Origin of the sequence: Spirosoma fluviale, from assembly GCF_900230225.1 — a bacterium.
Taxonomy (GTDB): Bacteria; Bacteroidota; Bacteroidia; order Cytophagales; family Spirosomataceae; genus Spirosoma; species Spirosoma fluviale.
This window is the reverse complement of record NZ_OCNH01000001.1, coordinates 2,119,176-2,145,541: the sequence shown is the minus strand read 5'-3', so window position 1 is coordinate 2,145,541 and position 26,366 is coordinate 2,119,176. Positions and strand designations below refer to the sequence as shown.

Below are 26,366 nucleotides of genomic sequence, written 5' to 3'. Positions count from 1 at the left end.
GAAGTTATATGATGTGTACGTGAACGCATTATGTGCCCTAAATCAGTTGTCATATATCCTAAATCAACATCAACTTGTCATTCTTTCTGCACAAATCTAATTTTTTGCTTCGGACGGTATACCCTGAGTTCTGGTGGAGGATCGATCAGGAGGCTGAACCAACCATTTACCTGACCTTCGACGATGGGCCAATCCCTGATGTGACGGAATTTGTGCTGGAACAACTGGACCGGTTTGCGGCTCAGGCCACCTTTTTCTGCATTGGCGACAATGTTCGTAAGCACCGCGATATTCTGTATAAGGTGCTGGAAGCCGGGCATATGGTCGGTAATCATACGTTCAATCACCTGAATGGCTGGAAAACGGAGGACGCCGTCTATCTGGAAAATATCCAAAAATGCCAGTCGCTGCTGAATGTTGAAACCTCCCTTTTTCGACCCCCTTACGGACGCATCAAAAAAACGCAGGTGGCCGAAGTGCTGGAAAATTATTCCATTGTCATGTGGGATGTACTCACCGGCGATTTTGACCGTAGTCTGCCCGCCGATGTTTGCCTGCGAAAGACCATTAAATACACACGGCCGGGCTCTATCGTGGTGTTTCACGACAGTGTAAAGGCCTGGCCAACGATGCGCTACGTTCTGCCCCGAATGCTGGCTTATTTTGCCGCTCGCGGGTACTCGTTCCGCTCCGTGCCACAACCCGTTTATGCCGGTTATTAATACGCCAGATTGGCCGCAGTCCCATCAGGATACTATCAGTATTTTGATTGCAGCCCGTAATGAAGAAAAGACCATTCTTGCCTGTCTCGACGCCATCCGCCACCTGAACTACCCAATTGATCGGCTGGAGGTGCTCATCGGAAATGACCAGTCTACCGATCAGACTGCATCGGTCATAACCGGATTCATTCAGGATAAACCAGCCTACAAACTGATTCACATCGGTGAGTCAACTGCAGGTTTGCGCGGCAAGGCCAATGTGCTGGCCCAACTGGCTGGTCAGGCTCGTGGTCAACTACTTTTTTTTACCGACGCCGATACGCAGGTTCCTCCCGACTGGCTTATGCACATGAGTCACTCGTTTCGCAAGCAGACAGGTATCGTTACAGGAGTTACCCTTCCCGAAGGCCCCAAAATTTTCCATAAACTTCAAACCATCGACTGGCTTTATAACCTGACACTTACGCATCTGGTCAGTAGTATGGGGTTGCCGGTTACCGCCATGGGAAACAACATGGCCGTAAGCCGGGAAGGGTATAGGGCCGCTGGCGGATACGAATCGCTACCCTTCTCGGTCGTTGAGGATTATGCACTTTTTAAGGCTATCACAGCCAAAGGATATGGCTTTGCCAATTTGCTGAACGAGGACGTTTTAGCCCGAACAAAAGCGGTCGATACCTTACATGGCTTTCTGCATCAACGCAAGCGCTGGATGCGCGGAGCCAGTCAATTACCGGTCTGGATGGTTGGCTCGCTCTACCTCCAGTATCTGGCGGCACCGCTGTTCCTGCTGCTGACCTGGGTTTCGCCGGTATTGGCCGTGGGTCTGTATGTCGCGAGGTTATTCGTGCAAACAATGATCATTTCGTTTGGTCTGAGCCGATTGCGACAAACCAACTTATGGCCTTACGCGTTGCTATTTGAAATTTACCAACTCATCATTGGTCCTCTGGCAGTAGTTTTCTACCTGATGCCAACGAAAATTGAGTGGAAAGGAAGACACTATACTTGAGTAAGTACGAATGATTTTAATTGACACCCACGCCCACATATACGACTCCCAGTTCGATGAAGACCGGGAATCTATGCTTCACCAGGCCGAAAAAGAACAAATCAGCCAGATCTGGATGCCGAACTGTGCCCGCGAAACCATACCCGGCATGATGGCGCTGGCGGAGCAATACCCCGACCGTTGTCTGCCCATGATGGGATTGCATCCGGCCTATGTCAACGAGACGGTTGACGAAGAGCTGGCGGCTGTTGAGGATGCCCTCAACCGGAATGCCTTCATGGCCGTGGGCGAGATCGGTCTGGATTTTTATTGGGACATGACCTACGTAGAGCAACAGTTTGCCGCCTTCGAAACCCAGCTTCGCTGGGCCGCAGAACAGCAATTGCCGGTATCCATGCACACACGTTCGGGTCATGACCGAAATGCATTTGCCGAAGCGGCCGATCTGATCGAGAAACTGGCCCTTCCGGGATTGACCGGTATCTTTCATTGCTTTGTCGGAACGCTTGACGAAGCCAACAGGGCCGTCGACCTTGGCTTCAAACTGGGCATTGGCGGGGTGGCTACCTTTAAAAATGGCGGACTGGACAAAGTGCTCCCGCACATCGGTCTGGAGCACCTTGTCCTGGAAACCGATGCGCCTTATCTGGCACCGGTGCCTCACCGTGGTAAGCGCAATGAACCGGCTTATATCCGGTTAGTGGCCCAGCGCGTGGCCGATCTCAAGCAGATCAGTATCGACGACGTAGCGCGGCATACAACAGCCAACGCCCTTTCGTTACTCCCGGCCTTGTATGCCAATCTGCTGCCGGGTTAGAGCCTGATTATATACAGAAACCGACCGATGGACTGTCGGCTTCTGCACTTAACATAGTACCGTAGTAATGCCTTACAAAAAAGTTCATATAAGTCCCGTTTCTCCCCGGCAACCGAGGGCGTCGGTGCTGGTTATTTATACCGGTGGCACATTTGGGATGGTCTACGACCCCAAAGCCAGCGGGCTGATTCCCTTTGATTTTGATCGTGTTCTGGATCGGGTACCGGAGTTGAATCGGCTCGACTTCGAGATTACCATTCTCACCCTGCACGAAGTCATCGACTCGTCGAATATGAAGCCCGCTATCTGGGTCGAACTGGCGCAGATCATTCAGGATTCATACGATAAATACGACAGTTTTGTCATTCTTCATGGCACAGACACCATGTCGTATACGGCATCGGCATTAAGTTTTATGCTGGTTGGCCTGAGCAAGCCGGTTATTCTTACCGGGGCTCAACTGCCCATCGGTGTAGCCCGCAGCGATGCCCGCGAGAATTTCATCACCGCCCTCGAAATTGCTGCCGCCGTGGATTCGGCCGCAGTGGACGCTGCCGCCGTGGATTCGGCCATTGTTAACAAGGTTGGGGGATCAGTACCTGCCAAAGGTGTGCCTACTGTTCCGGAAGTGTGTGTGTACTTCAATTCGCTGTTGTTGCGGGGCAACCGGTCTACCAAGCGGGAAAGCGTCCAGTTTAATGCATTTGCCTCCGAAAATTACCCGCATCTGGCCACGGCGGGGGTGAGTATCGACTACAATCGTATGTTTATTCGACCCTACCAGTCGGGTCAGAAACTAAGCCTTCGCACCACGCTCGACCCTAATATAACCATTCTGAAGCTCTTTCCGGGGATAACACAACCGGTTGTCGAATCGATCGTGAACATCCCAAATCTGCGGGCCGTCATTCTGGAAACGTTTGGCGCGGGTAATGCACCTACCGATGGCTGGTTTCTGGATACCATCAAACGTGCCATTGACCGGGGCGTGGTCTTCTTCAATGTGTCGCAGTGTGAAGGCGGGCGCGTAACCCAGGGGCAATATCAGACCAGTAAGCAACTGCTGCAAATTGGAGTAGTTAGTGGGGCCGATATAACAACCGAAGCCGCTATTACAAAGCTGATGGTTTTGCTTGGTCAGGAACATGACTCAGACAGACTGCGCCTACTTCTGGCTCAGTCGATTAGTGGCGAAATGAGTGAATAATCACTTTTTTTGTAAAGAAGGTATTGCGTTTTTACCGTCAAACATGCATCTTTGCACTCCCAAAAGGACAAAGAGAGCTGCCAGAGTGGTCGAATGGGTCTGATTCGAAATCAGAAGTACTCGCAAGGGTACCGGGGGTTCGAATCCCTCGCTCTCTGCCGGAAGTCAGCAAGTTGGTTTGCTGACTTCGTTTTTAGAGAGGTGTCCGAGTGGTTGAAGGAGCACGCCTGGAAAGTGTGTATGCGGGTAACCGTATCGAGAGTTCGAATCTCTTCCTCTCTGCATTGAAGTCTGCAAGTCCTCTTGCAGACTTTTTTTTATATCTGAAAAGCACGCCTGGAAAGTGTGTATACGGGTAACCGTATCGAGCCGGGGTCGCGCCCGACTTCGAATCTCTTCCTCTCAGCATTGAATCCCATAGTTAGCTGTTTCTCGGCTGGTTATGGGATTCTTTCGTTTTTAAGAGTTTTTGACGTCCAACCAGCCACGCGCCAGATCGTTTACATTTCTGATTTGGACCAAAGCTCCAAAAAATAGGCAGGGCCAGCGTATAACACTGGCCCTGATACCTTTCTCACATCTACCACATTCTCCCACTAGCACCTCTTTTAAAAAGTTGTGTAGCTTACTATCCTCTGGCTAGTAAGAATTAGCCAGAAACCTGAACAAAATAGTTAAAATAGCGTTAGAAAGTTAACCATAAATAAATTCATAATAACTATAAATTTATTAAAAATAATATTAATTAACTAAGGTAAAGCATTGGATTAACTATAAGTATGAAATATGATTCCTATTTTATACTAAAGCCTGGCTATGGGCTACGGTGTTGGCTCAATAACACCGTAACAGTTGTTTATTCGTCAAATCGCTGGCTACTAAACTTAACGGGAAGTCAGCCGTATTCTATACCGGAATTTGATTGACAGACGAAAAAGGACTTTACGCGATATAGTTCATGAACGTACTCGCTCAGTAAACCGTTTGAGCAGCACAACCTTAAAATACAAACCCCTATGTGGCAGGAACAGGATAATCAACTTACCCGCAATTTTCAATTTGCTGATTTTAGTGAAGCATTCGCCTTTATGACTCGTGTGGCACTCATTGCCGAGAAAATGGATCATCATCCCTGGTGGTCAAATGTATATAATCAGGTCACGATTAAACTGTCGACCCATGATGCCGGGAATACAATTACTGAAAAAGATCGTACGCTGGCGGGCGCGATTGATGCCTTGGTGGATTAGACAACAGTCGATAGTTAACAAGTGATAGACGCGAATACGACTGCAAACGGCTGTTGACTGACCTCTATCAACTATCTTGCAGCATGAAATTGTACCTCGTACCGACGCCCATCGGTAACCTTGATGATATCACGCTTCGGGCTATTAAAGTCCTGCAAAGTGTCGACTCCATTCTGGCCGAAGATACCCGCACGTCGGGTGTGTTGCTCCGCCATCTGAATATTAGTAAACCGCTGCACAGCTATCATATTTTTAATGAGCATCAAACGGTGCAGCGGTTAATTAATCAGTTAAAAGAAGGCAAAACGCTGGCGTTGATTTCTGATGCGGGTACGCCCGGCATTTCGGACCCTGGGTTCCTGCTCGTTCGGGAGTGCATTAAAAATGATATAACGGTCGAGTGCCTGCCCGGGCCTACCGCCTTTGTTCCTGCCCTTGTCAACTCCGGCCTGCCCAACGACCGGTTCACCTTCGAGGGCTTTTTGCCGCACAAGAAAGGACGACAAACCCGACTGGCCGAACTGGCAGGGGAGGAGCGGACAATGGTCTTTTATGAATCGCCCCACCGCCTGCTGAAAACCCTCCAACAGTTTGCCGATGTTTTCGGCCCCGACCGACCAGCCAGTGTTTCTCGGGAACTCACCAAGCTATTTGAAGAAAATCAGCGTGGGCCTTTGTCCGAACTAATTACTTATTTTGCCCAAAAAACCATTAAAGGCGAATTGGTCGTTTGTGTACAGGGTAAAGAACCAAGCCGGGGCAAGGCTAAACGAGTGTATGATACTGAACTTGAGGATACTGAAAATGACGGGGAAGATGAATAAGCTGATGTATAAGCTGTTGATGGTGCTGATAGTCGTAGTTAGCACTCATCAGGCATCATTCGGCCAGACGCTGTCCCCTTCGGCGCGGGTCAGCCTGATTACGTACGGACCGGGTGACGATGACATTTCGTCGGCATTCGGGCATACTGAAATACGATTTGTCGATCCTGCGTTGGGCATGGATCAGGATTATAGTTACGGGGGGTTTGACTACCGCGCTGATTATTTCATTCTCAAATTCCTGCGGGGTACGCTCCCTTATTTTGTGGATGTTCACAATTTAAACCAGGTTGCTTACTACTACCAGCAAACTAACCGGAGCATTCGGGAACAGCAGCTAAACCTGTCGCCTACCCAGCGGCAAAGGCTCTTCGACGCCCTGCAAAAGAACTATCGGCCCGAAAACCGGGAGTATCGCTACAAGTTCTACTACGATAACTGCGCCAGCCGCCCCCGCGACATGATCGTTGAAGCCTGTGGCGATAGTCTGCTCATTCCATCCCGCGACCGGATGACGGGCAAGTCGTACCGCGATTGGATGAACGACTACCTCAACGAACGGCCCTGGTACCAATTGGGCATGAATCTGGCCATTGGCTGGCCCGCTAACGAACAGACCGACGGCTGGCGGGCCATGTACCTTCCCGATCAGGTACATGACCAGTTTAACAAAGCGACGGTGCGTCAGTCGAATGGGCAACTAATTCCATTGGTGCAAAGCGACCAGACGTTGTTTGCCGCGCAAAAAACCTTTCGCCAGCAAGTGCCCATCTTTTTCGACCCCGACGTTGTGTTTACCATACTAGGTATCATCATCGCCGTATTTACGATCCGGCGGTACGTGACCTACGGAAAGGTTGATCGCTGGTTCGACCGGTTTCTGTTTGGCATTTGTGGCTTTATGGGTTGGTTCCTGGTGCTGTTGTGGGCAATTAGAGATGATGGCGTTACCGGCTGGAATCCCACCCTGTTGTTTCTAATGCCGCTGCACCTGCCACTAATTTACTGGGCAACCGGTCCGACCGCTACCGCCCGACGCCGGACGATGTACTTCGGAATTACCGCGTTACTGCTTGTGATCAGCATGTTTCTGTCGAAAATTCCGGGCGGTGTCGATATCGTTTTCCCGCTAACCCTGCTGGTCCGGTGCATCGTGAACATGCAGCCTGTGCGCCAGGGGCGGCAAACACCCATGCGGGTTGCCTGAGGATCGTCTGGTTATAAATAAGGAGGCAGGTGCTTTGTCTGGATGGAAGAACAAACCTTCGATCGATCATCCATGAAAAAACTATTACTGCCCGGTCTGCTCCTGATTTGTGTTCAGATTGGCCTTGCCCAGCCTGTTGAACGGCTCGTTAAGGTAATCGTTACGCCCGACCATGCCGACTGGCTCTACAAAACCGGCGAACCGGTCAAATTCAACATTACGGTTTACCGGAGCAACGTACTGCTTCGTGGTGCTAAACTCCGGTACGAAATCGGGCCGGAAAAAATGGAGCCGACCAAAAAAGAAACCGTCACGTTGAAAGAGGGGACCCTCGCGCTGGATGGCGGCACGATGAAAACTGCCGGTTTTCTGCGCTGTATCGCCACCGTTGAACTCGACGGGAAAGAATACCGGGGGCTCAACACGGCGGGCTTCGAGCCGTTGACCATTAAACCAACCGTAGCCAATCCGGCCGATTTTAAGGATTTCTGGGATAAAGCCAAGGCCGATCTGGCCAAAGTGCCCATGGATGCCCGCATGACATTGTTGCCGGAACGGTGTACCGAACTGATCAATGTTTATCAGCTCAATTTGCAAAACATTAATAATTCACGCTTCTACGGAATCCTATGCGTTCCGAAAAAAGAAGGTAAATATCCGGCCATACTGCGTGTTCCGGGTGCTGGCGTTCGGCCCTATGGGGGCATGATCGCCGAAGCTGAAAAAGGATTTATTACGCTCGAAGTGGGGATTCATGGCGTTCCCGTAACGATGGACCCCGCTGTGTATGACAACCTGAGTCGTGGCCCATTGAATGGCTATCAGGCCGCCAATCTGGACGATAAGGATCGGTATTATTACAAACGCGTTTATCTGGGTTGTGTACGGGCAGTGGATTTTCTGGCAAGTATGCCGCAGTATGATGGGCAGAATCTGGCCGTTACAGGTGGTAGCCAGGGCGGGGCGCTCAGTATCGTTACGGCTGGTCTGGATTCCAGAATCAAGTGGCTGGGGGCCTATTACCCGGCCTTGAGTGATATGACCGGTTACCTCAACGGACGCGCCGGTGGCTGGCCGCATTTGTTCGCTGGCGACAACCTGGCCTACAACAACAAGCCCGACCGGATCAAAACAGTTGGCTATTACGATGTGGTCAACTTCGCTCGGCAGGTTAATGTGCCTGGATATTATTCGTGGGGGTTCAATGATGAAACCTGTCCGCCTACATCCATGTACGCGGCCTACAACGTAATACCCGGCCCCAAAATGCTGGATACCGCATCATCGTTGGATACGGGCCACTGGACCTATCCCGAGCAGACCGAAAAAATGACCAATTGGCTGCTTGCTCAGTTAAAAGGCCTGAAGTAAGAGCGTCGACGGGCTGAAAAGATACGTAATTGAGGACTTTCGGGTTTTCGTTCTGTGACTTTTCAGCCATGCCCTTAACGAACGCAACCAAAATACCCGATTTTCTGTACATATAGTATGCAACTCTTCGTCAACCCCGCTCTCAACGATACCCTTAAAGCCAGCCTTCTGCAACAACTCCCGGTTGGTATAACCGCTGTTTTTAAGCAGGACTTGCCTGATGAAGATCAGCAGGCAGCTTTCCAGTCAGCCGATTTAATTCTGGGCAATCCCCCAGCCGCCTGGTTTACTGAGTCTTTACCCGCCTTAAAATTCTGGCAGCTGGACTCCGCCGGATTCGATGGGTATAAACATGTTCAGGTACAGGCCGCTATTGCGAACATGGGCGACTACTTCGCCCGTCCCTGTGCGGAAACCATGCTGGCCGGTATTCTGGCCTTTTATCGCTGCATTCCGGAGTTGACATTGCTTCAACACCGGTCGGAGTGGGTTGGGGCTCCCATTCGATCCCACACGAACCTGTTATCACACAAGCGGGTCATTATTCTGGGAACGGGGACAATCGGGCAGGCGGTTCGGCAAATGCTTACCGGATTTTCGTGTACTACCAAAATGCTGGCCCGCACCGACCACACGGCCGATCTGCACTCCGTCGATGAGCTAATCGCCGAACTTTCCCAAACGGATATTGTCATCAATTGCCTGCCCGGCACAGCCAAAGGGTTCGTTTCTGAAGCCGTAATCAAGGCCATGCGTCCCGGGAGTTTATACGCTAACGTTGGCCGGGGAACAACAACCGACGAACCGGCATTAATCAGTGCCCTGAAATCCGGGCATCTGGGCGGGGCGGTTCTGGATGTAACCGATACGGAGCCATTGCCGAAAGGTAGCCCTTTGTGGACATTACCAAACGTGGTACTAACGCAGCATACAGGTGGAGGCCAGCCTGACGAAGATGCGGGTAAAGTCGCTCAGTTTCTCAAAAATCTGGAACGTTTCCAGGCAGGGGAGTCCCTGGAAAATGCCGTTGAACTAGGCCGTGGCTATTAAGCCTGAGTGGGTTCAAATTGCCCTTTTTGGCTGAAATATGCCCTTTTTTCAACTTTTTTGTGTATATTTAGGGAGTCGAATACGTGTTATACTGTTTGGCTAATCTGCGTACTTATTCACTGGAATAGTTCCTGAAACAAGTCAATGATAAACGAAGAAAATGAACAACCGTTAGAGGACGACAATCAGCTGCCAGAGGGTAATCCATCGGCCGAAGGCACCGAACTGACTGACGATCTTGTACCGGAAGAGGAACCAATTAAAACGACCACCGAAGTGCTGCACGACCAGACGGTTGTGTCGGGCTTATACGAAAATTACTTTCTTGATTACGCATCGTACGTTATTCTCGAACGGGCGGTACCCGCTGTTGAAGATGGCCTGAAGCCCGTTCAACGCCGGATTCTTCATGCCCTGAAAGAGATGGATGACGGCCGCTTTAACAAAGTGGCCAACGTGATCGGGCAAACGATGCAGTTTCACCCCCACGGCGATGCGTCGATTGGAGAGGCCCTGGTCAACATTGGCCAGAAAGAGCTTCTGTTCGATACGCAGGGGAGCTGGGGCGACGTGCGTACCGGCGACGGTGCCGCTGCCCCGCGTTATATTGAGGTACGGCTGTCCAAATTTGCTCAGGATGCCATCTACAACGATAAAACCACTGAGTGGCAACTGTCTTACGACGGGCGAAAACGGGAGCCGGTAACCCTTCCCGTTAAATTTCCGCTGTTGCTGGCGCAGGGTGTCGAAGGAATCGCCGTTGGCCTGTCGACGAAGATATTGCCCCATAACTTCAATGAACTCATTGAGGCTTCGGTAAACATCCTTAAAGACAAACCCGTATCGCTCTTTCCTGATTTTCAGACGGGCGGCCTGATCGATGTCAGTAACTACAATGATGGGCACCGGGGGGGCAAAGTGCGGGTGCGGGCCAAAATTGAAGAAGTCGACAAGAAAATACTGGCCATTCGCGACGTTCCCTATGGGGTGACAACTTCACAGTTGATCGACTCGATTGTCAAAGCGGCTGAGGTAGGGAAAATCCGGATTAAGGCACCCAGTCGCAACGTAGCAGCTGTGGTCGATAATACGGCCAGAGACGTTGAGATTCTGGTTCACTTACAGCCCGGCGTTTCGCCCGATGTGACCATCGACGCGTTGTATGCCTTTACCGACTGTGAGGTATCTATTTCGCCCAATGCCTGCGTGATTATTGGCGATAAGCCGCACTTTGTTAGTGTAACCGATATTCTTCGGGTCAACACGCATCAAACGGTGCATCTGCTGCAACGCGAGCTTGAGATCCGGCGTAGTGAATTGATGGAGCGGCTGCTCTACAGTTCGCTGGAGAAGATATTTATCGAGAACCGGATTTACCGGAAAATCGAGGAGTGCGAGACCTTCGAAGCTGTTCTCGAAGCGATCGATAAGGCGCTTAAGCCGCACAAAAAGCTGTTTTATCGTGTCATTACCCAGGACGACCTGATTCGGTTAACGGAAATCAAGATTAAACGGATTTCCAAATATGATGGCTTCAAGGCTGAAGAGTTGATGCGTCGGCTGGAGCAGGAACTGGCCGAAACCGAAGACAACCTGGCCAACATCACGCGGTTTGCCATTGCGTATTACAAAGACCTGCAAAAGAAATACGGCAAAGGTCGTGAGCGTAAAACGGAAATCCGGGCGTTCAACACTATTGCTGCCAATGTGGTGGCTGCGGCTAATCAGAAGCTATACGTCGACCGCGAAGGCGGCTTCATTGGCTATGGATTGAAGAAAGATGAATACGTCAGCGACTGTTCCGATATTGACGATATCATCATTTTCCGGCGCGATGGAAAATGCATGGTCGTTAAAATTGCGGACAAAGTATTTGTCGGCAAGGATATTGTACATGTTTCGGTATTTAAGAAGAACGACGAGCGCAAGATTTATAATCTGGTTTATCTGGATGGGAAATCGGGAATATCCATGGCCAAGCGTTTTCCGGTGACGGGGGTCACGCGTGACCGGGAGTACGATTTGACAATGGGTAATCCTAAATCCAAGTTAACCTATTTTAGTGCCAACGATAACGGCGAGGCTGAAGTCATTACAATAAACCTAACGGCCCAATGTACGGCCAAGATCAAACAATTTGACTTTGATTTTGCTTCGGTAGGCATCAAAAACAGGTCGGCTCAGGGTAATATTCTAACTAAGTACCCCGTCCGGAAAATAACCCAGAAATCGGGTGGTGTGTCTACGTTAGGTGGTGTTGATATCTGGTACGATGAGCACCTCGGGCGGCTTAATCGGGATGAGCGTGGTCGACTGTTGGGTAACTTCGATGCGAAAGACTGTATATTGGTCGTTTACAAAGACGGGCAGTACGAACTAACGAGTTTCGACCTGACGAATCGGTACGAGCCCAATGAGGTGGCCATTCTGGGCAAATTCGAGACCGATACGGTATTGTCGGCCGTGTATTACGAAGCCAACCAGAAAGCCTGGTATGTGAAGCGCTTTAAAGTTGAAACTACGACGATCGACAAGAAATTTAATTTTATTGGCGACGCCAAAGGATCCAAAAACCTGGCCGTTACCGCCGACCGTCATCCCCGAATCGAAATCACTCATCAGGTGAAAGATCGGGGACCACTTGAAAAGATGGTGCTGGAACCAGAAGGCTTTATTGATATTCGTGGCTGGAAGGCGCTCGGTAATAAATTGCCTTTTGCCAAAGTCAAAGACGTAAAACTGCTGGCCCCCAAGCTTGTAAAAGAGCCTATTGCTCCGGAACTCGTGGCGGTTGCTGATGCTGTTGCTACTCCGGAGGTAGAAGAGAAAGAGTCGATTCAGTTGGGCTTATTTTCTTGAAATTTGACGAACTTTAAGTTGTAGGCCATCATTTGGCCTACAACAAAGCGTATACAGGCATGGTAAGGATACCCATTTAAGCCTTTTTTAAATGAACACGACCTTGGCAACGGACTACAGTAATGACATGCCCCGTGAAGCGGCTGGAGTCCGTGCGATCAAGCGTGTTATTAAGTTGATCATTGCTTTAGGGTTCATTGGGGCTACCGTGGTGCTGGTTAGCAACTGGTGGGTAGTTTATAACACGCGTAACCAGATTTATTTTGATATCCACGAATTACCGGTCAACGACGTGGGTCTGGTGCTGGGAACCAGTAAGTTTGTTCGAACGGGTAAAGAAAATCTGTTTTTCCGGTATCGAATGGAGGCCACCGCCCGACTCTGGAAAGAAGGAAAAGTGAAATACCTGATTCTGAGTGGCAATAATGATTCCGAATATTATAACGAGCCTGTCGACATGCAGCGGGCGTTGGTAAAACTGGGTATCCCGGCTTCGGTGATGACACTGGATTATGCCGGCTATCGAACCTTCGATTCGGTAGTGCGCTGCAAGGACGTATTCAACCAGGAAAAGATCACGATTATCTCCCAGAACTTCCATAACGCACGCGCCCTCTACATCGGTAACCACGAGGGAATAGAAGCCATTGCTTTTGCTGCCCAGGATGTGCCTGATGGGTATTCGTTCCGCACCCTGATTCGGGAATACCTCGCTCGTCCGTACGCACTGCTCGATGTGTATATACTTCGTCCCCAACCCGAGAAAGGTAATTGGGAACGGAAGCGCAATTCCTGAGTGGTCCCGCCCAAACGTTATTTCCGGCTTCGCCCTTCTTTCCGGATACCTACGTAAAAGCCAATGTTATTGGCATAAAGATCACCAAAATCCGTAGCAACTGATGCGTTGGCTGTTATTCCATTTAAAATAGGGAAAGGTGCTGAAAGACTTAGAACGGATGAAAACTGACGAATCGGTCGTAGAAAAGGTATTTCGTAGGTGCCCAGGTTTTCGCTGTAAGACGCTCTGGCCTGAACGGTTAAAAAGCCATAAGCCCTACCCGATAGTCCAACGTGCATGACGGCCACCCGGTTATTATTGGTGAATCCGTATTGAGGCAATTCGTTGCGACTGTCCTGGGTGGGTGTGATAAAGGGTGTTCCCATCGTCAGACCGAAGCGCGACCATCCATCCTGGTACTGCGAATGGTTGAAATAGTTATCGCGCCCCCGTTGGGCATTATTTTCCAGGAACAGAGCACCCCCCTGACTTTTAGTATATAAAAACTCCAGCAAGACCTGTTCGAGCTGGAAACCGGATCGGTTTCCCGGCCGCCTATTTCGAAATCGGAGTCCATGCAGGCCATCCTTCAGGTTGGTCAGATGGAACAGGGAGCCGTCTTCATAAATGTTCTGGCGATAAGCGAAAACGGAAAAATGGCGGGCTATATAGTCAATGCCAATATCCACAGTCCCCAGGTGATTGCCTATTCGGTTTTCCCGATCAAACGAACTCACGCGATTTGTATCGACATTGGTGCGGTTGCCGAGTGAACTACCAGTAATCACGTCTATGTAATCACTAAACCGGTTGGGTAGCTGGTTATTTTTAATAACTCCTCCCGGAAGCCGTTCGGTATTGCCTCCCCACATAACCTGATGGTTAATACCTCCATAGAATTTGAGTCGCCAGTTCGGTTTTCCAAATCGTCCGTAAAGGGCCTTCTGGTGAAGCATACTATTTTTAATGAATCGGTCTTCTTCAAACCAGCCGTGGGCATAAAACCCTTTAAGGCCAATTAACGCATGGCGGGGTAAATAATCAGAAATTGCCAGTTGAATTTTCAGCATGGGAAGGGTATTACCCGACCAGGCATATGAACCGGAGGTAAGTGTTGAATCGACAAGGCCCATAATTTCCCGTCGTCGTCCCGCCCATGCTTCCAGTGCTTTGCCAAATTTTACCTTAACGTAAGCTTCCGGTATAAGCAGTTTATAGGTATACCCGGCGTTAAAGATGGCCTCAGCACCCCAGCCCCAATCGATTCGCCGGTTAACAGCCCGTAAGCTATCCAGTTTTGTTTTGGGTAAGTCATGGTAATCCACCCGGACAGCTTGCCGGAAGGTCATTAAGGCCGCTTCCTGAGGCACAATTCCATACTGATTCGCCCGGAGCCAGAACGGTGTCTCACCCGAGGTGGCTACATAACTCCCAAGTTCGGTGTGGTATTGCACGGGCTTAGGCACTTGACTAAATCCCTGAAAAGCCAGTACACAACATGTAAACAATAAACTTAGCCTAGTGCGAGCCATCCCCTGCTTTGTCTTTCTGCGCGATAGTGTATTTCAAGTGAGCTTGAATAGGTTTGTATTGACTATGCACATAAAACATGCCACTCTTTATTGATCCGAAACCGAACCGGGTAAACGCTCTGGCAGCATATGCTTGGTAAAAGTGTTGCGTGTTTTTCGGAAGGCCATTGATATTGCCTTACCTTTGTGGTTTGTTTACCCAAACAGACTGAGCTTTCTTAGGAAAGAATTGATCATACTACTGTTTGGTCGTAACAAATACCGCCAAAAAGTTTATATTGAGTTGACGTTATACAATAGACATTGCTGAGAATAAAGACAAACACCTACATGTCTTGAAAAATCAGCAGACTCTATGACAAATTGATTATGATCCCTAACGATGAATTGATCCGTATCATCGACTTATTGAACACGACGTACGAAGGTGAAGAAGCCTGGCATGGTCCTTCTGTAGTTGATGTCCTTCGGGGTGTAACGCCTGATATGGCCGGGCGACGAATTGCACCAAACACCCACAGCATTGCCGAACTGGTTTTCCATATGACCAGCTGGCGTATTTTTTGCGTTAAAAAAATGCAGGGTGATGAAACATTTGATATTAAAACGCCCGATAAAAACTTTGGGGCGTTACCGGATAAAATTGATGATTTTGAATGGGAAGCTCTTGAAATGGAGCTGAGCCTGAGCCAGGAAGAACTAATCAACGAACTCGACAAACGGGATGATGATGAGTTCCTGGAAGATATCGTGCCCGGTCGGGACTATACCTACTACGATATGCTGCATGGGATTATCAACCATGATATGTACCATACCGGGCAAATTATGATCATCCAGAAAGCCCTGAGCTACAAAGTAGGCGGCTCCCGGTACAAAGATGACGATATCGACGAGTATGGTTCGCCATTTGGCAGCAGCCACGAACATGACGATTATTATTGACAAAAATCTAATTTTGAATGAGTGAATGATATAATGAGCGAATAATTTCGTCAAGTTCGCATTCACTCATTCAAAATTCACTCACTGAACATTGAACTACTGGCTCGTTAAGTCTGAACCCGATACCTACGGGTGGCATCATTTTATTGCACAAGGCCGTGCTACCTGGGATGGCGTTAGAAACTACCAGGCCCGCAATAACCTGAAATCCATGACTATCGGCGATCAGGTTTTGTTTTACCATAGTGTAACTAACCCGGCCGTTGTTGGTCTGGCTACCGTAGTGCGGGAATACTTTCAGGACCCAACCGTACCGGATGATGCACGCTGGGTAGCCGTTGAACTGGAACCGGTAATGTCGTTTGAAAAAACCGTTACCCTGGCTCAAATCAAAGCCGAGCCGATGCTGTCAACCATAAGCCTGATCAAACAATCCCGCCTGTCGGTCATGCCCGTTCGAACCGACGAGTTTGAATTAATACTCAAACTGGGGCAGACAACGAGTGAAGCATTAAGCATTAGTGCTGAAGAATAAGACGAAATATACTCTTCATTCTTCATTGGATTACTATTATGGCTGATATTCAACTAATTACTCCTTCACCTTGGGCAGACTATGAGCTTATTGATTCAGGAGATTTCCAAAAACTCGAACGCTTTGGGGCCTATGTTTTAGCACGGCCCGAACCTCAGGCAATTTGGGATAAATCGCTGAGCGATGCCGATTGGGAGCGTCGGGCACATGCCGTTTTTCGGCGGGACCGCCAGTCACCCGAACGGGGCGACTGGCAGACGTCGCCCGATATGCACGATCCCTGGTATGTGTCGTTTCAACAGGGAGGATTAAAACTGAAGTTCAAACTTGCCCTGACAACCTTTAAACATGTCGGGCTTTTTCCCGAACAGGCCGATAACTGGTTGTACATTCACGACAAAGTAAAGGCGATTTCAGCCAATGTTCCCCGACCTAAATTTCTGAATCTGTTTGCGTACACCGGTGGGGCCTCCCTGGCGGCCCGACAAGCCGGTGCCGATGTTACCCACGTCGACGCGGTGAAGCCGGTTATTAGCTGGGCTCGCGAAAACATGGACCACAGTGAGCTGGACAACATCCGTTGGGTGGTGGAAGATGCGGTCAAGTTTGTTCGTCGGGAAGTTCGTCGGGGTAATCGGTACAACGGCATTATTCTTGATCCACCTGCGTATGGCCGTGGGCCGGACGGGGAGAAATGGGTACTTGAAGAACACCTCAACGACTTGCTTAAATCCTGCGCTGATCTACTGGAGCGAAATGATTTTTTCTTTATTATAAATTTGTACTCGTTAGGGTTTTCATCGCTTATTCTGGATAACCTGATGAGCCAGGTTTTTGGTAATGTGCCCAACCCGGAATGGGGGGAGCTATTCATGCAGGATAACTACCAGAAACGGCTTCCACTAGGGGTATTTTACCGATTTGCATCATGAAAAATAGTCGAGAGCGAAAGGGGGAAAGATTAAACGTGCGTTTTACGCTGGCCGGAATTCGTACGTTCAGTTTTTCACTCATTTGCTCTTTTATCTTTCCATTCGCTGTTTCGCTCTTTTTAGTTGCTTGCAGTAGTGACGATCGGCAGTCGGCCCAAATACCGGACTACCCTAAGCCGGGCGATAGCAGCCGCATTGAAGGGGCGTTACGGGCACTTACCCTGGCCATCAATCAATCGTCACCAGCGTCTGCCTACGCTAAACGTGCCGTTATTCTGCTGGCTATGGGCAGGTTGAACGAAGCACTGGCCGACATTGACGAGGCCATAAGCCGGAATGATAACTCTGGGTCGTATTACCTGACGCGCGCTCAGGTGCTCAGGGCTTTACAGCAACCAGCGAAGGCCTTGCAAAATGCCCAGCGGGCGGAAATTCTTGGTGTCGACACTCCGGAACTTTACACGTTGCAAGGAGATTTGTTACAACAGCAAAATCAGTTTGATAAAGCGAAGCTGTACGTGGCCAAAGCGTTACAAATGGCTCCTTACGATGGTGAAGCTTACTTTTATAATGCACTGATGGCGGCTCGGCAGGGCGATACCGCACAAGCCCTGAATTTATATCAACAGTCTCTCCATTTAAAACCCCGCTATCTAGAGACCTATAACCAACTGGCTTCCATTTACCGAACCACGGGTGACTTAAACTCGGCTCTGATTTATAACGGGCAGGCGTTACGTTACTTTCCCCATAATCCCAGGCTGTATTATGGACGTGGCCTTATTTACCATACGGAGGGTAAACTCGATAGTGCCATGGTGTACTATCAACAAACGATTAAGGTACAATCCGGTTATTATCAGGCTTACTTCCAGATGGGACTGATCAACCAGAAGTTTCGGAATTATTACGCAGCGTTGAACAATTACCAGCGTGTTCAGCAATTGCGGTCTCAGTTTCCACGCATCGATACCTACATTGGCTACTGTCACGAACAAATGGGACAGTATGACCTGGCCATTGCCGCGTACACCAAAGCAACGTCTCAAAATATTGCTGACAAACAGGCCGCTGCCGGATTATGGCGTTCTCAGCGAAGGCAGTATGCACAAAACTCGTATAACTCCTTATTTTTGTCGGATACAGCTGCCAAAGTGTCGAGTCAGAACCGAAACCGAACAGAAATTGATACCACACGGGTACGCATTTCGACCATTCAACCGAAAGCGCGTGTGACAACCCATGCCGGTGATTCGCTACAGCGAGCTGTTAAACCGATCAACTGAAGAGAGATGTATGATGTATGATATAGGATATATGAAAAATTACTACTGTCATACATCCTATATCAAATTAAGTGGCTTACAGTTGTAGGTAGGCTGCGGGTGCCCACAAATAAATGAGTATAAACGTATGATTGCGCAGGACGAACAAATCCGCGTGACGCTGCCGGACGGCAGCGTTCGGGAATATCCCAAGGGAAGTACAGGCTTGGATATTGCCACAAAAATTAGTGAAGGTCTGGCGCGTAACGTGCTGGCTGCCAAAGTGAATGGGGTAGTGCAGGACGCTACGTTACCCATAAACGAAAATGCGAATGTTCAACTTTTGACGTGGAATGACGCCGAAGGGAAAGCTACGTTCTGGCACTCGTCGGCACACTTACTGGCCGAAGCCCTCGAAGCGTTGTATCCGGGTGTAAAGTTTGGTATCGGACCAGCCGTCGAGACGGGGTTTTATTATGACGTCGATTTGGGAGGGCAGCCTTTCTCGCAGGAAGACTTTAAAAAGGTAGAAGATAAAATGCTGGAACTGGCTCGCCAGAAACAGCAATACATCCGTAAGCCGATGAGCAAAGCCGATGCGATCGCCTATTTTGAGGAAAAAGGTGATCCGTACAAACTCGATTTGCTGGAAGGGCTGGCCGATGGAACGATTACGTTTTATTCTCAGGGCGATTTCACCGATTTATGCCGTGGACCGCATATCCCGAATACTGGGTTCATTAAAGCCGCCAAGCTTATGAACGTGGCTGGAGCCTACTGGCGCGGTAACGAAAAAAATAAGCAGTTAACCCGCATTTACGCGGTAACCTATCCCAAGCAAAAAGAACTCGACGAGTACCTGTTTTTGCTGGAAGAGGCCAAAAAACGGGACCACCGCAAACTGGGAAAAGAACTGGAGCTATTCGCCTTCTCGGAGAAAGTAGGCGCGGGCTTACCGTTGTGGCTTCCTAAAGGAACAGTTCTGCGCGAACGCCTGGAGAACTTCTTACGAAAAGCACAGGTCCGGGCGGGGTATTCTCCCGTAGTAACCCCCCATATCGGCAGTAAGCAGTTGTACGTGACGTCGGGTCACTGGGAAAAATATGGTGAGGATTCGTTTCAGCCCATTAAGACCCCCAATCCAGATGAGGAATTCATGCTTAAACCCATGAACTGCCCGCACCACTGCGAAATTTACAAAACCAAACCCCGGTCGTACCGCGATTTACCCCTTCGTTTGGCCGAGTTTGGTACGGTGTACCGCTACGAACAGTCGGGTGAGTTGCATGGTCTGACCCGGGTACGGGGTTTCACGCAGGACGATGCACACATCTTTTGCCGCCCAGATCAGGTGAAAGAGGAGTTTATGAAGGTGATTGACCTGGTGCTTTATGTGTTTAACACGCTTGGCTTCTCGGATTACAGCGCCCAGATCTCCCTTCGTGATCCTGAAAACAAAGCCAAGTACATCGGCTCCGACGACCTTTGGGAAAAAGCGGAATCGGCTATCATCGAAGCCGCTGCCGAAAAAGGATTGCCAACTGTAACGGAGTTGGGCGAAGCGGCTTTTTACGGCCCCAAGCTTGATTTCATGGTGCGGGATGCCATCGGGCGGAAATGGCAGTTAGGTACGATTCAGGTCGATTACAACCTGCCGAATCGATTCGAACTGGAGTACATTGGGGCCGATAACCAAAAACACCGTCCGGTTATGATTCACCGGGCACCGTTTGGATCTATGGAACGGTTTATCGCCATTCTGATCGAGAACTCGGGCGGTAACTTCCCGCTCTGGCTCTCGCCCGATCAGATTGCGATCCTTCCGATTTCTGAGAAGTACGAAGACTACGCCAACGACCTGTTCTTCAGTTTGCAGGAGAACGACATCCGGGGTTTTGTCGACTTACGCGACGAAAAAATTGGCCGTAAAATACGGGATGCCGAAGTAAACAAAGTACCGTATATGTTGATTGTGGGCGACAAAGAGTCAGCTGAAGGTACAGTCTCCGTACGACGGAAAGGCCAGGGCGATCTTGGAAGTATGCCCATTGCAGACTTCATCAAGACGTTTCAGGCCGAGGTGAAAGTATAGGTAAGTAGTAGTAAATGGTGAAGTGGTTGATTGGTGAAATGGTGTAGTCGTAAATAGTAAAGTTTGACCGTTCAACAACTGACCACTTCATTAATCAACCACTCCACCACTTCACCATTTCACCACATTACTAATCAAACTTGCAAGGGATGAGTATTTTCGATAGATTCCCGAACTTTTTGAGCCACAGTACGTTTTCCAAACGAAGTAAAATAGCACACTAAACACAATTTATGGCATTACCCCAGCGGAGACCACCCCGTCGTGTGGTTGAAGAACCCTACAAAGTTAATGAGCGCATCCTGGCTCGCGAAGTGCGGGTAGTCGGCGAAAATGTAGAGCAGGGAATCTACGAGACCAATAAAGCGCAGGCCATGGCTAAAGCGCAAAACCTCGACCTTGTGGAGGTGTCGCCCAATGCGGTGCCACCCGTCTGTCGTATCGTTGACTACTCCAAGTTTAAATACGAGCAGAAGAAGAAGCAGAAAGAAATTAAGGCTAATGCCACCAAAGTCGTCATTAAAGAAATACGATTCGGCCCCAATACCGATGACCACGACTTTGAATTCAAACTGAAGCACGCCATTAACTTCCTGAAAGAAGGAGCGAAGGTAAAGGCCTACGTACAGTTCGTTGGTCGGGCTATTGTCTTTAAAGACCGGGGCTTCCAACTCCTGGAGCGGTTTTCCAAAGGACTCGAAGAGTACGGGAAAATTGAAGCTGAACCAAAGCTTGAAGGTAAACGGATGAGCATGTTCCTGTCGCCAAAAGTAGCGACGCCTAAAAAATAACACGGTTTACCAGAAATAATTTCGCCCGGTAAACTTCCGAAAACCCCAACTATGATCCATTTAATGGATTATAGTTGGGGTTTTTTAGTTGATATTGTTTTTTCAAAGTATACTATATTATTAAAATTATATATTTATGAACTTATTGTCGTAATTCTGTTAGGTAAGGTTTTTTGTTTATGTTCAATTTCTATTGTTGTTTATATAATTCGTCGCGCATTCGCTATGCCCTGTTGCTGTTTTTTCTGGTCTACTCAGTACAACTAATTGCTCAAACCGAGGTGGAGGTAGCCCGCCAGTACGTGATTGCCAATGTAGAAAAGCAACAGTTAACGGCATCGGACGTGGGTGAACTGCTTATTTCAAGTGCCTATCGCTCGCCAACCACCGGTTGGTATCACATCTACTTCAATCAGGGCTTTCAGTCAATTGAAGTCTATAATCGATTAATGAGCCTTGCGCTGGTCGATCAACAGGTTGCCAGTCTGACCCACAACTTTATCCCTTCAATGAGCCTGATGTCTATGGAAGGCTCATTGAAAAACAGGATCACCCCCCAGAATGCCTTACTGAATGCCATTACGAATGTTGGGCTATCGGCAACCGATCTGGCACAACTACAGGAAGTAAGCTCAACCCGTTTAATAGAAGGAACGCCAACAGCCTTTGCCTACATCGCCCCGGCGCTTTCGAGCGAAAAAATAGCGGTGAAACTCTACTGGCTCCCTGTTGAAATCGAAGAAAAGGGTAGAAAGACCGTTAAGAAATTAACTCTTACTTGGAATGTACGGCTATTGACAAAAGATTCTAAAAACGGCTGGAATATTCATGTCGATGCTACGTCAGGTGAGGTACTGCTTAAAACGGACGAAGTCATTCATTGCGAGTTTGGCCACGGCATACACGCATTAGCCCAAAACGATAAGCATAGTTTGTCCGGTTTAGCCAGCCATATACCCCAGGCAGCTCCCTTGCTGAGCCCAATGGGTTATACCGTGTTTGATTATCCGCTCGAAAGCCCCAATCATGGTAGCAGAACAGAATCCGTTAGTCCCTATACCCGGTTTGCACCTGCCGGAACGGGTACCGGAAGTACGAATGGCTGGCACAATGACGGAACGACTGATTATACAACGACGAGAGGTAATAATGTTTGGGCGCAGGAAGATGTCAATGGTAACGATGGTGTCGGGGCTAGTCCGTCGTCACCGACCCTTGCCTTTACTTATCCATACACGTTTGGTCTCAATACTGCCGCTGGTAATCAAAATGCGTCTATTACGAATCTATTCTACTGGAACAACCTGATTCATGATGTACTGTGGCGGTTTGGCTTCGATGAACCCAGTGGCAACTTTCAGAATGCAAACCAGGGTCGGGGCGGCTTGGGAAACGATTACGTTTATGCCGATGCCCAGGATGGTGGTGGTACCAACAATGCTAACTTCTACGCGCCTACTGATGGTAACAAAGGCCGAATGCAGATGTACCTCTGGGATATACCGACCTCCTATCAGCCTGATGGCGATCTGGACAATGGCATCATTGCACACGAGTATGGACACGGCTGGTCGATTCGATTAACGGGTGGGCCTGCTAACTCATCGTGCCTGAATAATGCAGAGCAGGGGGGCGAAGGCTGGAGCGATTATCTGGCTTTGATGCTAACCACTGACTGGGCATCGTTGAGTGCTACTGTTGCCAGTGCCAACAAACCCAGAGGGATTGGTACCTACGCCTTAGGACAATCCACTACCGGATCGGGCATTCGGCCGTACCGGTATTCGTATGATATGACCAGCGTAAATGGTTCGGTAACATATGCCAAAGTGGGTAGTACCAGTTTTAGCATACCTCATGGTGTTGGATCAATCTAGGCAACCATGCTATGGGACATGACCTGGGAAATTATTTTATCCGATAATCAGATACAACCAACAATATACACTACGCCTGCCAGTCTGACAGCAATGAGGGGCAACATAGCTGCGCTTAAAATCGTGACTGAAGGCTTGCGTCTGCAGCCGTGTAGCCCCAGTTTTGTGCAATCCCGCGACGCAATTCTTCAGGCTGACCAACTATTGTTCGGCGGGCGCTATCGGTGTGCCATCGGACGGGCGTTTGCTCGGCGCGGCCTGGGGGCTTATGCTTCAACAGGCTCATCATCCAACGATCGCTTTGTGACCGAAGATTTTACGCCCATTGGTGGCTCCACACTGAGCTCACCCATTACGCTTACCGCATGTACAGGTACCGTCCTGGCCTATACAGCCACATCCAGCACGCCGGGAGTGGCTTTTAGCTGGACACGTGCATTAACAACCGGTATCAGCAACGCCAGTGCAACGGCCAGTTCGGCTACCATCAATGAAACGTTAGTTAATACTACCAATTTGCCCGTCACGGTTCAGTATAAATTTTTCCTCAGTCCCGATATATGTGGAGGGGTAGCCCCTCAGATCGTCAATGTATTAGTCAATCCGGCTGTACTACCAACCATTGGTTCTTACGTAGTTTGCCAGCAGGCTGCAATACCCCTTGGTGAAGGGCTCGTTGTGTCAACGACTACTTCGAATACAGTAAACGGACAACTAACCACTTTTTCACCAACGTATGTTCGAGGGTCCGGCGACAATATAACCGTTTATATACCTGACTGGAAAGTATATTATCAGGCGTTTACGTTTACAGTCCCGGTAAGCGGCACCCAGACATTTAATATAGTTGCCGCTTCATTGACAGATGGCTACAACGATACCTATCTATCGCTTTACCAAACCGCCTTTAATCCAGCGAGTCCTGCTACTAATTTTTTACGTGGAGACGATGATAGTGGTCCTGGGCTGTTGTCGAGCCTTACACATTCACTCACCCAAGGCACAACTTATGTTCTGGTAGTGAGTACCTACGACGAGGGGGTCACGGGGGGCTTTACCTTACAGGCAAGTACACCCGTTTTCTCATCGGGATTGCCAAGCTGGTTTGCTGCTCCCACAGGCGGGTTGGCCCTGGCAACGGGTACGGTGTTCAATCCGGTTGGGCTAACAGGGGCTGGCATACCGAATACGGCTACGCCCGGCACAACTACGTTCTACGTGTCCAGGCCCGATCAAGCTGCTTGCCGTCGGGCCACTACTTTTTCGGTACTGACCACTGCCCCACCGGTGGCTTCCAGCACCACCATCACGAGTGGTAACTCGCTCACCATCAGCGCTACCGGCTGTAGTGGGACTGGAGCTGTATTAAAATGGTACCGAACGGTTGATAACGTGGGGGTAAGTATGCCAATTTCACCAACCATTACTACGAATTATTACGCACGCTGTGAGCGGACTAACGGTACGAAAGTCTGTTTAAGCGACAACAGTCAGAATGTCGTCGTTACGGTCATTGTACCTACATCGTTCGACTCGGTCAGGTCTGGTAATTGGAACATACCCGCGACCTGGAATTGCAACTGTATTCCAAACACCACCCTGCCTGTTCAAATTATGGATACGCATACGGTAACGGTACCAAATGCGTACAAAGGCCAGGCTAAAGAAATCCACTTTATCGGTACCGGTAAACTCAATCTGGAAGGTAGTGGCGGCCTGAATATCCTACGGTAAATCAGTGCTGCCAGCAGCGAACCAGTTTTTTTTTAACAGGAGTCTAATCGTTTGTTGTCCTGATGCAAATGGCTTTTTTATACATGGCTCTGGTGCCGGAAAAGGCACACACTTCATTATCGAATTAGTGATAGTCTGTATCAATTTTCTTTGTATCTTTGCGGCCTGTTTACTTAAATTTCCGTACAAAGCGGGTTACTGCAATGCCAAAAGTAAAAACAAACTCGGCTGCCAAAAAGCGTTTCAAGCTGACCGGCACCGGAAAGATCAAGCGGAAGCACGCCTTCCACAGTCATATCCTGACAAAAAAATCAACCAAGCAGAAGCGTAATTTAGTACACGCTGCCTTAGTTGATGGTCCAGACGAGCGTCGTATCAAAGCGTTGCTGAACGTCTAGGATTAAGAAAGACGCAGTTGCGTCTGGTTTACGTTTCACCCGATGCCCGGCCTTAAAGAGAATGATGAATGAAGAATTATGAATGATGAGTAGCAGGATATTCTACACTATTCATTCTACATTGTTTACTCGTGACTTCCGCCGATCATCAAAAAACATTTAACAAAAAATGCCACGTTCCGTCAATCACGTAGCCTCACGGGCACGCAGGAAGAAAGTAATGAAGTTGGCCAAAGGTTATTTTGGTCGGCGTAAAAATGTATGGACAGTTGCTAAAAACGCTGTCGAAAAAGGTCTTGGTTATTCGTACCGCGACCGTCGTGCCAAGAAACGCGATTTCCGGGGTCTCTGGATTCAGCGTATCAATGCCGGCGCCCGGATTCATGGTATGTCGTATTCGGCATTCATGGGTGCCCTCAATAAGTCGGGTATCGAACTTAACCGTAAAGTGCTGGCCGATCTGGCCATGAATCATCCGGAAGCATTTGCTGCCGTTGTTGCACAGGTGAAGTAAACAGAAATAAATAGTAGGAGCGGGGAGTGAGTAATAGGAGTGGCAGGGGCCATTTATATCCTATTACTCACTCCCCGTTTTTAATATCAGGTTTGTATAATTTTTGTTTTTATACCGGCTCGTTCGCCATCTGTTTGAAGTCCTATCAGATAAACATCTATTTCGGTCTCGCCTACACGAAATACCTGACGGACCGTTAATGTACTTTCCAGAACTTGCTTTAGTTTCTGAAATTTGGCTGTACGGTCTTTTTCCTCTTCTTCATACCAGTCCTGTTCGGTTAGAACAGGTTCCCAGAAATCGGCCTCTTCCATCTCATCAACATAAATGGAAGGAGGCAGCGTCAACCAATCTTTAACCTGACTGACAGTAAGCGGATCTGGCTGTTTGAGGTAACAGGTGACTACTTCTATAGCCTCATCTGATTCGCTCGGATACAGCAGATCAGTGAGTAGTGGGCTCACCCATTCACTAAAAGGTACATTTTTAGAAACATCACCGCTACTTTTCGGGTTTTCGTTCGTCATAGGAGGGATATAGATTCGGGACTAAAATTAACCGTTTCAGGTTGATGTATGCCGTCGAATCCATATTTTTTTGGATGGGACATTCTTCTTACCTATTCCTTTTTACTTTTTTCTAAACGAATGAAAT

At 48.9% G+C, this 26,366-nt stretch carries 22 protein-coding genes, 2 tRNA genes and 1 pseudogene; 23 read left to right on the top strand and 2 right to left on the bottom strand.

Annotated features, from left to right (window positions below):
• The first annotated feature begins 74 nt into the window (after positions 1-74).
• From CRO74_RS08990 to CRO74_RS08930, 13 genes are all read left to right on the top strand, one after another.
• Positions 75-722 carry a polysaccharide deacetylase family protein gene (locus CRO74_RS08990; RefSeq protein ID WP_097125618.1) on the top strand — a complete coding sequence of 216 codons (648 nt, stop codon included), beginning with the start codon at positions 75-77 and terminating at the stop codon, positions 720-722.
• Positions 709-1,734, top strand: coding sequence for a glycosyltransferase (locus tag CRO74_RS08985; protein ID WP_097125617.1), 1,026 nt, complete (start codon positions 709-711; stop codon positions 1,732-1,734). The genes CRO74_RS08990 and CRO74_RS08985 overlap by 14 nt, the downstream gene beginning before the upstream one ends.
• Before the next feature lie 10 nt (positions 1,735-1,744).
• Positions 1,745-2,551, top strand: a complete 807-nt coding sequence (locus tag CRO74_RS08980; protein ID WP_097125616.1) for a TatD family hydrolase — start codon at positions 1,745-1,747, stop codon at positions 2,549-2,551.
• Between the two features lie 67 nt (positions 2,552-2,618).
• The gene (locus tag CRO74_RS08975; RefSeq protein WP_097125615.1) at positions 2,619-3,758 is read left to right on the top strand and encodes an asparaginase; all 1,140 of its coding nucleotides are present in this window, start codon (positions 2,619-2,621) and stop codon (positions 3,756-3,758) included.
• 71 nt (positions 3,759-3,829) lie between these two features.
• Positions 3,830-3,916, top strand: a tRNA-Ser gene (locus CRO74_RS08970).
• A gap of 37 nt (positions 3,917-3,953) precedes the next feature.
• Positions 3,954-4,040, top strand: a tRNA-Ser gene (locus tag CRO74_RS08965).
• 722 nt (positions 4,041-4,762) lie between these two features.
• Positions 4,763-5,008, top strand: a complete 246-nt coding sequence (locus CRO74_RS08960; protein ID WP_262508213.1) for a 4a-hydroxytetrahydrobiopterin dehydratase — start codon at positions 4,763-4,765, stop codon at positions 5,006-5,008.
• A gap of 83 nt (positions 5,009-5,091) precedes the next feature.
• Complete coding sequence (gene rsmI / locus CRO74_RS08955) at positions 5,092-5,832, top strand: 16S rRNA (cytidine(1402)-2'-O)-methyltransferase (protein ID WP_097125613.1); 741 nt, start codon at positions 5,092-5,094, stop codon at positions 5,830-5,832.
• A complete protein-coding gene (locus tag CRO74_RS08950) occupies positions 5,825-7,039 on the top strand; it encodes a lipoprotein N-acyltransferase Lnb domain-containing protein (protein WP_097126068.1) in 1,215 nt (404 codons plus the stop codon). Before rsmI ends, CRO74_RS08950 begins: the two co-directional genes overlap by 8 nt.
• Positions 7,040-7,111: 72 nt before the next feature.
• Positions 7,112-8,410: an acetylxylan esterase gene (locus tag CRO74_RS08945; protein ID WP_097125612.1), complete on the top strand. Its 1,299-nt coding sequence runs from the start codon at positions 7,112-7,114 to the stop codon at positions 8,408-8,410.
• A 117-nt stretch (positions 8,411-8,527) separates the two neighbouring features.
• Entirely contained in the window at positions 8,528-9,460 is a 933-nt protein-coding gene (locus tag CRO74_RS08940) for a D-2-hydroxyacid dehydrogenase (RefSeq protein WP_097125611.1), read from the top strand.
• Positions 9,461-9,604: 144 nt separating this feature from the next.
• The gene (locus tag CRO74_RS08935) at positions 9,605-12,319 is read left to right on the top strand and encodes a DNA gyrase/topoisomerase IV subunit A (RefSeq protein WP_097125610.1); all 2,715 of its coding nucleotides are present in this window, start codon (positions 9,605-9,607) and stop codon (positions 12,317-12,319) included.
• 91 nt (positions 12,320-12,410) lie between these two features.
• Positions 12,411-13,115: a SanA/YdcF family protein gene (locus CRO74_RS08930; RefSeq protein ID WP_179830152.1), complete on the top strand. Its 705-nt coding sequence runs from the start codon at positions 12,411-12,413 to the stop codon at positions 13,113-13,115.
• 17 nt (positions 13,116-13,132) lie between these two features.
• Here the strand turns inward: CRO74_RS08930 and CRO74_RS08925 are convergent, their stop codons facing one another.
• Complete coding sequence (locus CRO74_RS08925) at positions 13,133-14,551, bottom strand: capsule assembly Wzi family protein (RefSeq protein ID WP_245877786.1); 1,419 nt, start codon at positions 14,549-14,551, stop codon at positions 13,133-13,135.
• 447 nt (positions 14,552-14,998) lie between these two features.
• Here CRO74_RS08925 and CRO74_RS08920 point away from each other — a divergent pair, with 447 nt between their 5' ends.
• The 10 genes and pseudogenes from CRO74_RS08920 (at position 14,999) to rplT (ending at position 25,712) form a co-directional block, all read left to right on the top strand.
• On the top strand, positions 14,999-15,574 hold the full coding sequence (locus tag CRO74_RS08920; RefSeq protein ID WP_097125608.1) for a DinB family protein: 576 nt from the start codon (positions 14,999-15,001) through the stop codon (positions 15,572-15,574).
• A 91-nt stretch (positions 15,575-15,665) separates the two neighbouring features.
• Entirely contained in the window at positions 15,666-16,109 is a 444-nt protein-coding gene (locus CRO74_RS08915; RefSeq protein ID WP_097125607.1) for an EVE domain-containing protein, read from the top strand.
• A gap of 38 nt (positions 16,110-16,147) precedes the next feature.
• Positions 16,148-17,041: an RsmD family RNA methyltransferase gene (locus CRO74_RS08910; protein ID WP_097125606.1), complete on the top strand. Its 894-nt coding sequence runs from the start codon at positions 16,148-16,150 to the stop codon at positions 17,039-17,041.
• On the top strand, positions 17,038-18,327 hold the full coding sequence (locus tag CRO74_RS08905) for a tetratricopeptide repeat protein (RefSeq protein WP_097125605.1): 1,290 nt from the start codon (positions 17,038-17,040) through the stop codon (positions 18,325-18,327). Before CRO74_RS08910 ends, CRO74_RS08905 begins: the two co-directional genes overlap by 4 nt.
• Before the next feature lie 127 nt (positions 18,328-18,454).
• The gene (gene thrS / locus CRO74_RS08900) at positions 18,455-20,398 is read left to right on the top strand and encodes a threonine--tRNA ligase (RefSeq protein WP_097125604.1); all 1,944 of its coding nucleotides are present in this window, start codon (positions 18,455-18,457) and stop codon (positions 20,396-20,398) included.
• Between the two features lie 233 nt (positions 20,399-20,631).
• Positions 20,632-21,189: a translation initiation factor IF-3 gene (infC, locus tag CRO74_RS08895; protein WP_097125603.1), complete on the top strand. Its 558-nt coding sequence runs from the start codon at positions 20,632-20,634 to the stop codon at positions 21,187-21,189.
• A 179-nt stretch (positions 21,190-21,368) separates the two neighbouring features.
• Positions 21,369-23,327: pseudogene (locus tag CRO74_RS32370) on the top strand (M36 family metallopeptidase); the annotation flags it as partial.
• 42 nt (positions 23,328-23,369) lie between these two features.
• Positions 23,370-24,800: a PKD-like domain-containing protein gene (locus tag CRO74_RS32365; RefSeq protein ID WP_394341888.1), complete on the top strand. Its 1,431-nt coding sequence runs from the start codon at positions 23,370-23,372 to the stop codon at positions 24,798-24,800.
• Positions 24,801-25,003: 203 nt separating this feature from the next.
• Positions 25,004-25,198 carry a 50S ribosomal protein L35 gene (rpmI, locus tag CRO74_RS08885; RefSeq protein WP_097125602.1) on the top strand — a complete coding sequence of 65 codons (195 nt, stop codon included), beginning with the start codon at positions 25,004-25,006 and terminating at the stop codon, positions 25,196-25,198.
• A 169-nt stretch (positions 25,199-25,367) separates the two neighbouring features.
• Positions 25,368-25,712 carry a 50S ribosomal protein L20 gene (gene rplT, locus CRO74_RS08880; protein WP_097125601.1) on the top strand — a complete coding sequence of 115 codons (345 nt, stop codon included), beginning with the start codon at positions 25,368-25,370 and terminating at the stop codon, positions 25,710-25,712.
• Between the two features lie 86 nt (positions 25,713-25,798).
• On the opposite strand, the gene CRO74_RS08875 is transcribed toward rplT, so the two are convergent.
• The gene (locus CRO74_RS08875) at positions 25,799-26,239 is read right to left on the bottom strand and encodes a nuclease A inhibitor family protein (protein WP_097125600.1); all 441 of its coding nucleotides are present in this window, start codon (positions 26,237-26,239) and stop codon (positions 25,799-25,801) included.
• Between the last annotated feature and the right edge of the window lie 127 nt (positions 26,240-26,366).

Coding starts and splice junctions, on each gene's coding strand:
- CRO74_RS08935 (WP_097125610.1), top strand. CDS start 9,605: ATGATAAACGAAGAAAATGAACAACCGTTAGAGGACGACAATCAGCTG.
- CRO74_RS08905 (WP_097125605.1), top strand. CDS start 17,038: ATGAAAAATAGTCGAGAGCGAAAGGGGGAAAGATTAAACGTGCGTTTT.
- rplT (WP_097125601.1), top strand. CDS start 25,368: ATGCCACGTTCCGTCAATCACGTAGCCTCACGGGCACGCAGGAAGAAA.
- CRO74_RS08950 (WP_097126068.1), top strand. CDS start 5,825: ATGAATAAGCTGATGTATAAGCTGTTGATGGTGCTGATAGTCGTAGTT.
- thrS (WP_097125604.1), top strand. CDS start 18,455: ATGATTGCGCAGGACGAACAAATCCGCGTGACGCTGCCGGACGGCAGC.
- CRO74_RS08910 (WP_097125606.1), top strand. CDS start 16,148: ATGGCTGATATTCAACTAATTACTCCTTCACCTTGGGCAGACTATGAG.
- CRO74_RS08930 (WP_179830152.1), top strand. CDS start 12,411: ATGAACACGACCTTGGCAACGGACTACAGTAATGACATGCCCCGTGAA.
- CRO74_RS08920 (WP_097125608.1), top strand. CDS start 14,999: ATGATCCCTAACGATGAATTGATCCGTATCATCGACTTATTGAACACG.
- rpmI (WP_097125602.1), top strand. CDS start 25,004: ATGCCAAAAGTAAAAACAAACTCGGCTGCCAAAAAGCGTTTCAAGCTG.
- CRO74_RS08945 (WP_097125612.1), top strand. CDS start 7,112: ATGAAAAAACTATTACTGCCCGGTCTGCTCCTGATTTGTGTTCAGATT.
- rsmI (WP_097125613.1), top strand. CDS start 5,092: ATGAAATTGTACCTCGTACCGACGCCCATCGGTAACCTTGATGATATC.
- CRO74_RS08985 (WP_097125617.1), top strand. CDS start 709: ATGCCGGTTATTAATACGCCAGATTGGCCGCAGTCCCATCAGGATACT.
- infC (WP_097125603.1), top strand. CDS start 20,632: ATGGCATTACCCCAGCGGAGACCACCCCGTCGTGTGGTTGAAGAACCC.
- CRO74_RS08940 (WP_097125611.1), top strand. CDS start 8,528: ATGCAACTCTTCGTCAACCCCGCTCTCAACGATACCCTTAAAGCCAGC.
- CRO74_RS08980 (WP_097125616.1), top strand. CDS start 1,745: ATGATTTTAATTGACACCCACGCCCACATATACGACTCCCAGTTCGAT.
- CRO74_RS08975 (WP_097125615.1), top strand. CDS start 2,619: ATGCCTTACAAAAAAGTTCATATAAGTCCCGTTTCTCCCCGGCAACCG.
- CRO74_RS08875 (WP_097125600.1), bottom strand. CDS start 26,239: ATGACGAACGAAAACCCGAAAAGTAGCGGTGATGTTTCTAAAAATGTA.